Here is a 12,832-nt window from a genome sequence, read left to right on the forward strand (position 1 = left end):
GCCTCCGCTGCCTTTTTCCAGTAACTCTCTCCTTTTAATTCTAATATTTAGGGGTGTCAACGCAAAGCAGAAACGGCACCTTCTTTGCGAGACAGAAATGACCTGTGATTGCCTGGCCGATTTATGGCAGCTAAGTGCGAGAAGCGGATATAGCGAATTCGCCATTGTACGGGATTAGCAGGTTTACTGAAGCAACCTGCGATGGCGTTATGGCAATAGTCAGTCCCCTGTCCAGTCGGCATAGGTGGCCACCTCGTCACCGCCGGGGATAAACTGATTGAAGCCTCCGCGCAAAATCACTTATTCTTTTCCGTTAATAAAATGCAGGAGCAAAGTCATGACTGGCGAAATTCGTGGGCGAGGCAGGCCACGAAAAACAGAGAGTACCTATACAGATACCCGTAATGACCTGATCCGAAGCGGGCTTGAACTGCTCACGCAGAATGGTTTTCTTTCAACGGGAGTCGATGCCATTGTCAAAAATGCCAGTGTTCCTAAAGGCTCATTTTATTACTATTTCAAGAGCAAAGAAGAGTATGCCCAGACTGTTCTGAGCGCCTATGACAGTTTCTTTGTGCATAAACTCCAAAAACATCTGTATGAATCATCCTTCACACCAATGATGCGTCTGGAAAATTTCATCGACGATGCCTGCGACGGCATTAAAAAGTACAATTTCACCCGGGGCTGTCTGGTTGGCAATATGATGCAGGAGAGTCCGGGTCTTCCACTGTCCTTTATCAAACAGCTCCACGAAATACTTGAGCGCTGGCAGGCGCTTGTGGCGTGCTGTCTGTCCGACGCGTTATCTTCGGGCGAAATCCGTTCCGATATGAATAATACGCAACTGGCGGCCATTTTCTGGAGCAGTTGGGAGGGTGCCGTAATGCGTGCCAAACTTTATTGCTCAACCCAGCCTGTGTACGACTTCTGGAGCTATTTCAAAAAGTCAGTACGCTATCAGCCCTCTAAGGACACGGCTGTTGAAAAGTAAAAAAGGGGCCGCAGCCCCTGATAATAATTATCAAACCCAGGCTGAGCCTGGCTTCCACTTCATTAGCTACACTGAATTACTGCCCGGCCACGAATTCCGCCACTCAGAAGTTTTTCGGCCACATTGATGGCATCACTCAGCGGATAAACGGTGGTCAGGCTATCCAGTCTGGACTCCGGTAAATACTGTACCGCCTGCTGCCAGATCGCCGCTCTTTTTTCCTTCGCGAACATGACACTGTCAATCCCTTTCAGCGTGACGCCACGCAGGATAAACGGAGCCACATTCCCCATTAGTTCCATCCCCTGTGCCATGCCGCAGGCTGCAACAATACTGCCATAACGCACCCCGGCGCATACATTGCAGAGCGTATGGCTACCGACTGTATCAATGGCGGCAGCCCAGCGTTCTTTCTGTAACGGTTTTCCGGGACAGGAGAGCTCGGAACGGTTAATAATCTCGTCCACACCGACCGTTTTATAGAGCCAGGCAGCCTCTTCCGGGCGTCCAGTAGACGCCGTAACGCGGTACCCCATTGATGCAAGGATCATGGCCGCAATGCTCCCGACGCCGCCGCTGGCACCGGTAACAAGTACCGGACCATCTTCAGGCTTAATACCATGATTCAGAAGTGCGTCTACGCACAGCATCGCGGTAAACCCAGCTGTTCCGATTGCCATTACGTGTTTGCCGTTAGCGCCAGCCGGGAGCGGCGTCAGCCAGTCTCCATTTACCCGTGCTTTTTCGGATAGTCCGCCCCAGTGTTTTTCCCCAACACCCCAGCCGGTCAGGAGAACCTTATCTCCGGCCTGATATTCGGGATGTGAACTGGCGGACACTGTACCGGTAAAATCAATGCCGGGCACCATGGGAAAGCGTCGGACGATTGGGCCCCGGCCCGTAATGGCCAGTGCGTCTTTGTAGTTGATGGATGAATAGTCAACATTGACCTCCACATCCCCCTGCGGTAGTTCACTTTCAGCGATTTCAGCAAGTTGCGCACTATAGCGTCCATCTGTTTTGTTGATTAATAAAGATTTAAACACGTTCACCTCGTTTGTCCGGGCGTTTACCGTTCAGTCATTAAGTCGTCAATAAATAATATTGACCGATCGTCTAATAATCAACACTACGATCCCAGTGCTTTGCCAGCATTCAAGAAACATTATTCATTTCATGCACTTAAAGCTGTCTTTTTTGACCGACATCAAACTGTATTCTGGTTTATCTGGTGCAGAGGGAAAATCAGCATCCCTGAAGATACATAGCTAATGCTTCAGAACACGGCTGATGATGCGATAAAACAACCAGGCTTTAATGAGTTAGTCTGAGCGGACCTTCGGCTCAGTAAATAGGTCCGCTCCGTGCCAAGAGCAGACGCTGGTAATTCGGGTAATGGTGCCAACTTACTGATTTAGTGTATGATGGTGTTTTTGAGGTGCTCCAGTGGCTTCTGTTTCTATCAGCTGTCCCTCCTGTTCAGCTACTGAAGGCGTGGTGCGTAACGGTAAAAGTACTGCCGGACATCAGCGCTATCTCTGCTCTCACTGCCGTAAAACATGGCAGCTACAGTTCACTTACACCGTCTCTCAGCCCGGTACACACCAGAAAATTATTGATATGGCCATGAATGGCGTCGGATGTCGCGCCAGTGCACGCATTATGGGCGTTGGCCTCAACACGATTTTACGACACTTAAAAACTCAGGCCGCAGTCGGTAAACTCACGCATACAACCGGGCAGTGACGTCATTGTTTGCGCGGAAATGGACGAACAGTGGGGTTACGTCGGCGCTAAATCACGCCAGCGCTGGTTGTTTTACGCGTATGACAGGATACGGAGGACGGTTGTGGCGCACGTATTCGGTGAACGCACGTTGGTCACGCTGGAGCGTCTTCTGGGCCTGCTGTCGGCCTTTGAGGTCGTGGTATGGATGACGGATGGCTGGCCGCTTTATGAATCACGCCTGAAGGGAGAACTGCACGTTATCAGCAAGCGATATACGCAGCGCATTGAGCGGCATAACCTGAATCTGAGGCAGCATCTGGCAAGGCTGGGCAGGAAGTCACTGTCGTTCTCAAAATCGGTGGAGCTGCATGACAAAGTCATCGGGCATTATCTGAACATAAAACACTATCAGTAAGTTGGAGTCATTACCGGTGCTCTGATATATTTATTATACTATAGTGGGGTATGTGTTGATCTTAATGTAATACTCCCCTATAGTATAAGAAATACAGAGCAGTGAGGTAAGCAATGCCCAGTACTCCTGAAGAGAAAAAAAAGGTCCTAACCCGGGTTCGCCGTATCCGGGGTCAGATTGATGCTCTGGAAAGAGCACTTGAAAGTGGCGCTGAATGCCGTTCCGTTCTCCAGCAAATCGCCGCCGTCCGGGGCGCCGCTAACGGACTGATGGCAGAGGTGCTGGAGAGCCACATACGGGAAACCTTTGACCAGAATGACAGCTACAGTCATGAAGTCAGTAAATCAGTTGACGATACGATTGAGCTGGTTCGTGCCTATCTTAAATAGGTGAGGCCATTATTACATTGAGGATATATTACGTATGAAATCACGTGCCGCTGTTGCATTTGCACCAGGGAAGCCCCTGGAGATTGTTGAAATTGATGTTGCTCCGCCTAAAAAAGGCGAGGTGCTGATTAAAAACACCCACACAGGTGTCTGCCATACCGATGCCTTTACCCTCTCAGGGAATGACCCTGAGGGCGTTTTCCCGGTGGTTCTCGGCCACGAGGGAGCCGGTATCGTCGTTGAAGTTGGTGAAGGCGTCACCAGTGTGAAGCCGGGTGACCATGTTATTCCGCTCTACACCGCTGAATGCGGGGAGTGTGAATTCTGCCAGTCCGGTAAAACGAACCTCTGTGTATCGGTTCGCGAGACTCAGGGCAAAGGACTGATGCCTGACGGGACCACTCGCTTTTCATACAACGGTCAGCCTCTTTACCACTACATGGGATGTTCCACATTCAGTGAATACACCGTTGTGGCCGAGGTTTCTCTGGCAAAAATTAACCCGGAGGCGAACCATGAACACGTCTGCCTGTTGGGTTGTGGCGTGACTACCGGTATTGGCGCCGTCCATAACACGGCTAAAGTGCAGCCGGGCGATTCAGTTGCCATTTTTGGTCTGGGGGCAATTGGTCTGGCTGCGGTACAGGGGGCCCGTCAGGCAAAAGCGGGACGTATTATCGCTATCGATACTAATCCGACAAAATTTGACCTGGCCCGTCAGTTCGGGGCCACTGACTGCATTAACCCGAATGATTATGACAAACCGATTAAAGATGTTCTGCTGGATATCAACAAGTGGGGTATTGACCATACCTTTGAATGTATCGGTAACGTTAACGTCATGCGTGCAGCGCTGGAAAGTGCTCACCGTGGGTGGGGGCAGTCCGTTGTCATTGGTGTCGCAGGGGCCGGACAGGAGATTTCCACCCGTCCTTTCCAGCTGGTCACCGGGCGCGTATGGAAAGGTTCCGCGTTTGGCGGAGTAAAAGGCCGCACTCAGCTCCCCGGTATGGTCGAGGATGCCATGAAGGGGGATATTGACCTTGAGCCATTTGTAACCCATACGATGACACTGGATGAAATCAATGACGCCTTCGAGCTTATGCATGAAGGCAAATCTATCCGGACAGTGATTCATTACTGATCCCATCAGAATTTTAATCAACTCAAACTGAAGGAAGTGGAAAATGACAACTCCGGTAATTTCTGGTGACGGCATCTTTTCTCATGTGTTCATTGGCGCAGCCGATGTCGAGAAATCCTCCGCATTTTACGATGTCGTCCTGGGCACGCTTGGTATCAATAACCTCGGCCCGTTTGGCAACGGCTGGGTACTCTATGGCCGCGAAAAGCCGGCATTTATCATTGCCCGTCCGGGCAACGGTGAAGCACCTTCCGCTAACGGGGTGACTGTCGGCTTCGCTGCTGCCACCCCGGAAGAGGTTGATGCTTTCCATGCTGCCGGCCTTGCCGCCGGTGGAGCTGATGAAGGTCAACCTGGCCCGCGTGGTCACCTTCCCGGGGCCTATGCTGCCTACCTGCGGGATCCGGCGGGTAACAAAATCACGGCGTATACGTTTATCTGACGTCCGGATTTAAAGATACTTCCCCTGGCTTCGGTCAGGGGAAATAACCATGAGATAACGGCTGATGGAACTCATTGAGCAGCATGCCAGCTCTGGCGGCTGGCAAAACGTGTACCGGCATTATTCACAATCCCTTAATTGTGAAATGAATTTCGGTGTGTATCTTCCTCCCAAAGCAGTAACAGAAAAACTGCCGGTACTATACTGGTTGTCGGGCCTGACCTGTACTGAGCAGAATTTCATCACCAAATCAGGTATGCAGCATTATGCAGCCCGGCATAACGTCATCGTTGTTGTCCCGGATACCAGTCCCCGGGGTAATAATGTCCCGGATGCCGACAGTTACGATCTTGGCCAGGGGGCCGGTTTTTATCTGAACGCGACGGAACAGCCGTGGAATGTTCATTACAGGATGTATGACTATATTCTCAGAGAGCTTCCGGATGTCGTCATGAATCATTTTCCTGCAACGGCAAGAAAATCTATATCCGGTCATTCTATGGGAGGGCTGGGTGCTCTGGTGCTGGCTCTGCGAAATCCTGGTGAATATGTGAGCGTATCAGCATTTTCCCCGATAGTATCGCCTTCTCAGGTGCCATGGGGGCAACAGGCATTTAGCGCTTACCTGGGTGAAAACAGAAAAACGTGGGAAGCCTACGATCCAGTCAGCCTCATTTTACAGGGTGAAAAATTACCAGAAATCTTCATTGATCAGGGGCTGAGTGACGCCTTTTATGAAGAGCAACTGCGCACCAAAATCCTTGAGAGAGTATGCAATGAGATGAACCTCAATGCGTCGTTCCGATATCATACTGGATACGACCACAGCTATTATTTCATTTCCAGCTTTATTGGTGAGCACATTGCTTACCATGCCAACAGGCTCAGGCTGTCAGCATGAGTTGATTTCCAGCCTCAGAAAATGTGCTTAATTTTCAGGCCTGAACAGGGCCTGAACCCTGCAGACCTGAGATGTACTGTAACTGAATCGCCACGGATAATCTAGACACTTCCGAGCCGTTGATGGACTGACCCCGCCCCGGTAGACGATCCTGCCCTATAGTTTGGACTGACCCCACGCCTGTAGACAAATCCTGTCCTCACGACGAGGCCTGTTCGAAGGCCTCCGGACTGACGTCGCCGAGGTGGCTGTGGCGCCGGGACCGGTTATAGAAGACTTCAATGTAATCGAAGATCCGCCCGGGCCAGATCCCTGGTTTTATATATGCGTTTTCTGATCCGTTCTTTTTTCAGCGAACTGAAGAACGATTCGGCCACCGCATTATCCCAGCAGTTGCCACGCCGGCTCATGCTCGGCGCCAGGTTATTGGCCCGGTAGAAGCGCTGCCAGTCGTCACTGCCGTACTGGCTGCCCTGATCGCTATGTACGATAACCTCGCTGTCTGGTTTTCGGCGCCAGACCGCCATCATCAGCGCGTCGAGCGCCAGTTCGCGTGAGAGAGTGGGTTTCATCGACCAGCCGACCACATTACGGGCGAAGAGATCGATAACCACCGCCAGATACAGCCAGCCCTGCCAGGTGCGGATATAAGTAATATCGGTGACCCAGACCTGGGTGGCCCGGACAACGGTGAACTGCCGCTGCACGAGATTAGGAGCAACGACTGAAGGCCTGCCAGCGATACGACGTGGCGCTTTATAGCCGCGCACAGCTTTAATCCGGTCCAGTTGCATGATCCGACCCACCCGGTTTCTACCACAGGTTTCCCCGATTTCGTTCAGATCGCCATGAACCCGCCGGTAACCGTATACGCCTCCGCTCAGGGAATATGAGTCGCGGATAAGCATCAGCAGGCGCTGGTTATCTTTATCACGCGCCGAGACAGGGTTATGCAGCCACGCATAGAACCCGGCCCGGGCGACATTCAGTACCCGACACATCGTCATCACACCCCATACAGTTCGGTGCTCATTGATAAAGCGGTACTTCAGTCGGGCTCCTTTGCAAAGTACCGCGCGGCCTTTTTCAGGATATCCCGTTCTTCTTCGGTGCGTTTTAGCTGCGCCCGGAGTTTCAGGATCTCGCTTTTAGCTTCCAGTAAATCCCGGGCATGCTGCTCGCTGTTATCAGGTTTGATAGCCCGTAGCCACTTGTAGAGGCGGTGTGCAGAGACGCCCAGACGCTCAGATACTTAGGCGACGGAATAACCGCGTTCCGTTATCTGACGGACGGCTTCTTCCTTAAATTCAGGTGTAAATCGTGGTGTGCCCATACGCTCCTCCTATACTCAAACTATAGGGCAGGATCGTCTACCGGGGCGGGGTCAGTCCAGGGAGCCGTTAACGACCTGATGGCGGTTGTTCTGGAAAGCTATCTTCGGGAGGAATTCCCCGATACGGGCAAACGAAATGAGTCGCAGAAGAGGTCAATCGACGACACCATTTCGATAGTCCGCTCCTATCTCCGTTAACTCTGCCAGGCAGATGTCTGATGGGGTCTAAAACTGTAATGAAAGGAAATGACATATGAAATCACGTGCATTATTCATCTGTATTTTTTAATTGGTACCCGAAACCGCCTGAGTGTCGCCATCAGCTGGGTCTGGAACCACAGCGTCGCGTACCGGGGAGCCCGCATTATCACGGGAGCCAAATCTCCGGTCCCGGGTACGCCGCCAGCCAGTTCTCATACAGAAGGCGGATCCGCAGGGTACCGCTGAAACTTCAGCGGTGTCCCACATGGTACCACCGGGCCCAGCTTCAGCAATCTGTTTCCAGTCACACAAACGCTTTTTTCGACGGGCTTTCTGATCGAGCGGTCCGGCACACCAGATACCGTCACAAGAGGTGGCCTTATTAAGAGCGGACACACCTAGCACAGGAAATTCTATGGCAAAGAAACTTTTCGGTTATCATCCCATCCTGACTGACGACAACAATTCAGTTGTGATTCGCGGTGCTCGCGAGAACAACCTTAAAGAGGTGGATGTTTCCATTCCGCGCAACGCATTGGTTGTTTTTTCGGGTGTGTCAGGCTCGGGTAAGTCTTCACTGGCCTTTGGCACCATTTATGCTGAGGCGCAACGGCGCTACTTTGAATCGGTTGCCCCCTACGCTCGTCGCCTCATTGATCAGGTCGGGGTTCCGGATGTGGATGCCATTGACGGACTGCCGCCAGCCGTTGCGCTTCAGCAACAACGCGGTGCCAGTAACGCGCGCTCCTCTGTCGGCAGCGTGACCACCTTATCCAGTCTGGTGCGAATGATGTACTCACGGGCGGGCGCTTATCCTGCCGGACAACCGATGCTGTATGCCGAGGATTTTTCTCCCAACACGCCGCAGGGGGCATGCCCTTCTTGCCATGGTCTGGGCCATATCTATGAGGTAACTGAAACACTGATGGTGCCCGATCCCTCACTTAGTATCCGTGAAAAGGCTATTGCTTCCTGGCCCCCGGCCTGGCACGGACAGAATCTGCGGGATATTCTGGTGACGCTGGGGTATGACATCGACACTCCCTGGAAAAATCTGCCAGCGGAAGACCGTCAGTGGATCCTTTTTACCGAAGACACCCCCACTGTACCGGTTTTCCCGGGACTGAGTCCGGAAGATACGCGCGAAGCCGTCAGGAAAAAAATGACGCCGGGTTATATGGGGACCTTCACCGGGGCACGTCGTTATGTGCTACATACCTTCGCCAGCACGCAAAGCGCGTTGATGAGAAAACGAGTCTCCCGTTTTATGGAAGGCAAGCTGTGTCCGGTCTGTCACGGGAAAAGACTGAAGTCAGAATCATTGTCCGTCACCTTTGCCGGTGTGGACATTGGTGAATTTATGCAGATGCCCTTAGACCAGCTGGCGGAATTGCTCCTTCCAATCTCCCGGGGGGATTTCAGTGCCCACCACGCCGGCGCAGATGCCGACAGGGATATCACCCGTCGGGATCTGACAGAGCGTGCTGCATCCGGAAAAGCGGTCCATTCCGATAACGCCGATGTCTGCCGGACATCGGCGTTATCGGAAGAGAAACGACTGGCGGCACAACGGCTGACCGGTGGTGTCATGGCCCGGTTGTATCAGTTGCAGAAGCTGGGGCTGGGTTATCTTACGCTGGACAGAGCAACCCCAACTCTATCTGCAGGAGAGCTTCAGCGACTGCGTCTTGCCACGCAACTCAGTTCGATGCTGTTTGGTGTGGTCTATGTTCTTGATGAACCGTCTGCGGGTCTGCACCCCTCAGACAGTAAAGCGCTTTACGATGCGCTTGAGAACCTTCGTGATGCCGGCAACTCGGTGTTTGTCGTTGAACATGATCTTAACCTGATGCGACGGGCGCAATGGCTTGTTGATGTGGGACCGTCGGCTGGTGAACAGGGAGGACATGTTCTCTACAGTGGTATTCCTGAAGATCTGAAAGCCGTCACCCAATCTCGTACCGCGCGTTATTTATTTGATGAAGTCCGGCCACCACAATCTTTTGCCCGTATCCCATCCGGGTGGCTGAAACTGCAGGGGATCCATCGCCACAATCTTAAGTGGATCGATGTTGATATTCCTCTGGGTGTGCTGACAGCCGTGACGGGAGTCTCTGGCTCCGGTAAATCCAGTCTGATTGCCCAGGCCTTACCGGAACTGGTGCTTTCTTCACTTGGCGGTGAGCCAGAAGACGTGCTTTCCGAAGCCAGCGACGCTGAGGGGCCATCCGTAACGGAGAAAACGTACGGTACCCTGACCGGTGATACCGGACTGGTAAAGCGTCTGGTTCAGGTTGACCAGAAACCGATAGGCAGGACCCCCCGTTCAAACCTGGCGACATATACCGGGTTGTTTGATCCTGTTCGTAAGCTCTTTGCCGGAACGACTGACGCCAAACTCCATCATTACGATGCGGGTCAATTCTCTTTCAATGTGGCAAAAGGCCGCTGTGCAACCTGTGAAGGTGAAGGATTCGTCAGCGTGGAGCTGTTGTTTATGCCGAGCGTGTATGCACCGTGCCCGACCTGCCATGGCGCGCGGTATAACCGGGATACTCTCAGGATCTGCTGGCAGGACAAAAATATCGCGGAGGTCCTGCATATGACGGTGGATGAAGCCAGTCAGTTCTTTGCGACTGAAGAACCAGTGGCTCGTCCCCTCCGTCTGCTGAGTGAAATTGGTCTGGGCTACCTGCGTCTGGGACAACCAGCAACCGAGTTATCCGGAGGGGAGGCGCAAAGGATCAAGCTGGCAACCGAACTACAACGTAGCCAACGTGGCCACACGTTGTATATCCTAGATGAACCGACAACCGGCCTGCATGCTTCAGACGCCGACCGCCTCCTTGTGCAGCTGCAGCGGCTTGTTGATGCAGAAAATACGGTGATAATGATTGAACACGATATGCGGGCGGTTACTCAGGCAGACCAGGTTATCGACATCGGTCCTGGAGCGGGACATGAGGGAGGACGCCTGGTTGCCGCAGGAACTCCCGAACAGGTATCGCAGGTCAAAGAAAGCCGTACCGCACAGTATATTGCCAGGGAACTCTCACGGAACGGTTAAAAAGGGCTGTGTCGTCATTGCGTCAATGGCGGCACATTCCCGGCGTGTTCTGTATCAGTAATCTCCCGCAGGTATAATTTCAGCGCATCCCACTGGTTCAGCGCGTACGCGAACGCCTTCGACAGCTCCGAGTGCCGTGACAGCGTTTTCTGCTTTTCACGCAGCCAGCCCTCCAGCGCGGTCAGCAGCGGTACCGCTTTTTCCTGCCGAATGGCCAGCCGTTCCGCCGCGCTTTTGCCCCGGATGCCCGCCTCGATGCCATACAGCTCGCCGATACGGCACAGCGCTTCGGTCGTGGTGTCAGAGGGCGTCCGCACGTGCACGTCCGCCTGCAACACCCCGCTGAACCCCGCAAGATGCGACTGCGGATGTGTAACGCTGGCGTGATAGAAATTTTAAGTCAGTCATCAGGTGTCCACCTAATTAGGGGTCAGTTTGGATATCGAAAATTATTGTACGTCAAGGTTATTTTTTGACCTCTCTACTTTAGCGGGCCTCAGCCGACGAAACTTATCGGAAGCCGGTACCGGCCAGTCTGACTGAAGATGGAAGCAAAATTAATGCTGTGGGCTACCATACCTTCTTTAACAGGTGATTTGTGAACTGCAACTTCTCGGAACGGGAGTTTGCGCAAGGACCGGAAGTCCGCTTTTCGCTCATAGCGGACCGTTCCTGCGCACATGTCTGCTATGTGGTAGAGGCAGACAATACTTACAGCACAGGGCGTTAATAAATACGGAACAGATCAACCGCAGATGCCTCCTCCTGAATGTATTAATTTTGCTATCTCGTCGGCAAAATCAGGGAACAAGTCTGGATATGGAAGCGCCTGGCAGCTGAAAGTATGAATAATAACGCCCTGACAGGATATTTTATTGCACCCTGTCAAAAGTCATACATTCTTTCCCGGTTTTTGCTTTCTCATACCGGATAACTCTATTTAAGGCTTAAGGATAACCTTCGTCCATCCTTCATCCCGCTCATCGAAGTGCTTATATCCGGCAGGAGCCTCTTCAAGCGAAAGACGATGAGAAATTATTTTGCCCGGACTGGCTTTATCGTGATGGATGAGGCGAGACAGCTGACGGTTATAGGCCTTAACGTTCGCCTGGCCGGTACGGATTGCCTGTCCTTTAAACCAGAAACTCCCAAAATCAAATGGCATCTTACCCTCTCTGGCAAGCTCCGATTCAGCCCCCGGATCCTGAGGAATAAAGACGCCAACCACACCAATTCCCCCGGTTGCTTTCGTCGACGCAACAAGACTGTTCATGGTAACAGAGTTATCTTCATGGCCATGTTTGTTACAGCACTGATAGCCAACACATTCGCAGCCACAATCCGTACCGCGTCCATCCGTCAGGTCGAGAATTTTTTGTACAGCTTCATCGCCAGTAGCATTGATGCCCGTCGCCCCCATTTTTTCAGCCAGAGCCAACCGGTCTGTGTGCGTATCAACCACAAACACCTGTGAAGCACCTTTAATGATCGCCGAATGAGCTGCCATCAAACCGACCGGCCCCGCGCCATAAATGGCCACGCTTTCACCAGGCTTCAATCCGGCAAGTTCTGTTGCATGCCAGCCGGTAGGAAAAATGTCAGAGAGCATCACATAATCATCTTCTTTTTCTGCCGCATCAGGGGGAAGAACAAGGCAGTTAAAGTCGGCAAATGGCACCCGAAGCAGTTCCGCCTGACCTCCCTCCCAGGGACCCATTTCAGCAAAACCATAAGCTGCGCCTGCCGTACCCGGATTGGTAGTGAGACAAAAGCCGGTCAGACCTTTTTCACAGTTTTCGCAAAAACCACATCCCACGTTAAACGGCAGACAAACATAGTCGCCCACCTTAATACGTTCAACGCCTGAGCCAATTTCGACCACTTCACCCAGGTTTTCGTGACCCAGAATCCGTCCCTGTTCAAAGCTGGTCCGGCCCTCATACATGTGCAAGTCCGACCCACAAATGTTGGTGGTGGTGATGCGGACGAGTACATCCGTGGGGCGGACAATTTTCGCATCCGGTACGTCTTTTACTTTTACATCATAAGGACCGTTGTAAATTACTGCTTTCATGATCTTCTCCTTCTTGCGTGCGGAAAGGAAATGCTGCCCCGCGGATTGGGGTATCAATCGAGTTTAGCTGCCATAACAGATCTCGCGATCGGCGAAAGGACGATTAGGATGTTTCTTAACTAAGTGCATTGAAGTCTGTAAGAC

9 protein-coding genes and 2 pseudogenes are annotated in these 12,832 nt (G+C 52.3%); 7 read left to right on the forward strand and 4 right to left on the reverse strand.

The genetic code is table 11. The annotated features are described in order from the left end of the window. Positions 1-337 precede the first annotated feature (337 nt). Positions 338-994, forward strand: a complete 657-nt coding sequence (locus tag ACJ9Y9_RS20395; protein ID WP_023280966.1) for a TetR/AcrR family transcriptional regulator — start codon at positions 338-340, stop codon at positions 992-994. A 62-nt stretch (positions 995-1,056) separates the two neighbouring features. Here the strand turns inward: ACJ9Y9_RS20395 and ACJ9Y9_RS20400 are convergent, their stop codons facing one another. Next, positions 1,057-2,040, reverse strand: a complete 984-nt coding sequence (locus tag ACJ9Y9_RS20400; protein ID WP_023280857.1) for an MDR family oxidoreductase — start codon at positions 2,038-2,040, stop codon at positions 1,057-1,059. Between the two features lie 400 nt (positions 2,041-2,440). Between ACJ9Y9_RS20400 and ACJ9Y9_RS20405 the strand changes: the two genes are divergently transcribed. The 5 genes from ACJ9Y9_RS20405 (at position 2,441) to fghA (ending at position 6,013) form a co-directional block, all read left to right on the forward strand. Continuing rightward, positions 2,441-3,137, forward strand: a protein-coding gene (locus tag ACJ9Y9_RS20405) for an IS1 family transposase (protein WP_407198206.1) whose coding sequence is annotated in 2 segments (ribosomal slippage) — positions 2,441-2,694 and positions 2,693-3,137 — 699 coding nt in all. Because the reading frame shifts where the segments join, the coding sequence is not laid out codon by codon here. A 113-nt stretch (positions 3,138-3,250) separates the two neighbouring features. Further along, complete coding sequence (gene frmR / locus ACJ9Y9_RS20410) at positions 3,251-3,526, forward strand: formaldehyde-responsive transcriptional repressor FrmR (RefSeq protein WP_017384071.1); 276 nt, start codon at positions 3,251-3,253, stop codon at positions 3,524-3,526. A gap of 34 nt (positions 3,527-3,560) precedes the next feature. Continuing rightward, positions 3,561-4,670: an S-(hydroxymethyl)glutathione dehydrogenase gene (gene frmA / locus ACJ9Y9_RS20415; RefSeq protein WP_017384070.1), complete on the forward strand. Its 1,110-nt coding sequence runs from the start codon at positions 3,561-3,563 to the stop codon at positions 4,668-4,670. Between the two features lie 43 nt (positions 4,671-4,713). Beyond that, positions 4,714-5,112, forward strand: coding sequence for a VOC family protein (locus ACJ9Y9_RS20420; RefSeq protein ID WP_012561111.1), 399 nt, complete (start codon positions 4,714-4,716; stop codon positions 5,110-5,112). A 64-nt stretch (positions 5,113-5,176) separates the two neighbouring features. After that, a complete protein-coding gene (gene fghA / locus ACJ9Y9_RS20425) occupies positions 5,177-6,013 on the forward strand; it encodes an S-formylglutathione hydrolase (protein ID WP_012561110.1) in 837 nt (278 codons plus the stop codon). 199 nt (positions 6,014-6,212) lie between these two features. Here fghA and ACJ9Y9_RS20430 read toward each other — a convergent pair. Next, positions 6,213-7,346 (reverse strand): annotated as a pseudogene (locus ACJ9Y9_RS20430) (IS3 family transposase). Positions 7,347-7,962: 616 nt separating this feature from the next. Here ACJ9Y9_RS20430 and ACJ9Y9_RS20435 point away from each other — a divergent pair. Beyond that, positions 7,963-10,614, forward strand: coding sequence for an excinuclease ABC subunit UvrA (locus ACJ9Y9_RS20435; RefSeq protein WP_012561117.1), 2,652 nt, complete (start codon positions 7,963-7,965; stop codon positions 10,612-10,614). 71 nt (positions 10,615-10,685) lie between these two features. On the opposite strand, the pseudogene ACJ9Y9_RS20440 reads toward ACJ9Y9_RS20435, so the two are convergent. Beyond that, positions 10,686-10,985 (reverse strand): annotated as a pseudogene (locus tag ACJ9Y9_RS20440) (transposase); the annotation flags it as partial. Positions 10,986-11,554: 569 nt separating this feature from the next. Continuing rightward, complete coding sequence (locus tag ACJ9Y9_RS20445; RefSeq protein WP_022651297.1) at positions 11,555-12,688, reverse strand: glutathione-independent formaldehyde dehydrogenase; 1,134 nt, start codon at positions 12,686-12,688, stop codon at positions 11,555-11,557. Between the last annotated feature and the right edge of the window lie 144 nt (positions 12,689-12,832).

The organism is Enterobacter sp. CPE_E1241 (assembly GCF_045618265.1).
Classification (GTDB): Bacteria; Pseudomonadota; Gammaproteobacteria; order Enterobacterales; family Enterobacteriaceae; genus Enterobacter; species Enterobacter adelaidei.

Excerpts from the sequence above, each read along its gene's own strand:
- ACJ9Y9_RS20395 (WP_023280966.1), top strand. The coding sequence starts at position 338 with ATGACTGGCGAAATTCGTGGGCGAGGCAGGCCACGAAAAACAGAGAGT.
- frmR (WP_017384071.1), top strand. The coding sequence starts at position 3,251 with ATGCCCAGTACTCCTGAAGAGAAAAAAAAGGTCCTAACCCGGGTTCGC.
- frmA (WP_017384070.1), top strand. The coding sequence starts at position 3,561 with ATGAAATCACGTGCCGCTGTTGCATTTGCACCAGGGAAGCCCCTGGAG.
- ACJ9Y9_RS20420 (WP_012561111.1), top strand. The coding sequence starts at position 4,714 with ATGACAACTCCGGTAATTTCTGGTGACGGCATCTTTTCTCATGTGTTC.
- fghA (WP_012561110.1), top strand. The coding sequence starts at position 5,177 with ATGGAACTCATTGAGCAGCATGCCAGCTCTGGCGGCTGGCAAAACGTG.
- ACJ9Y9_RS20435 (WP_012561117.1), top strand. The coding sequence starts at position 7,963 with ATGGCAAAGAAACTTTTCGGTTATCATCCCATCCTGACTGACGACAAC.
- ACJ9Y9_RS20445 (WP_022651297.1), bottom strand. The coding sequence starts at position 12,688 with ATGAAAGCAGTAATTTACAACGGTCCTTATGATGTAAAAGTAAAAGAC.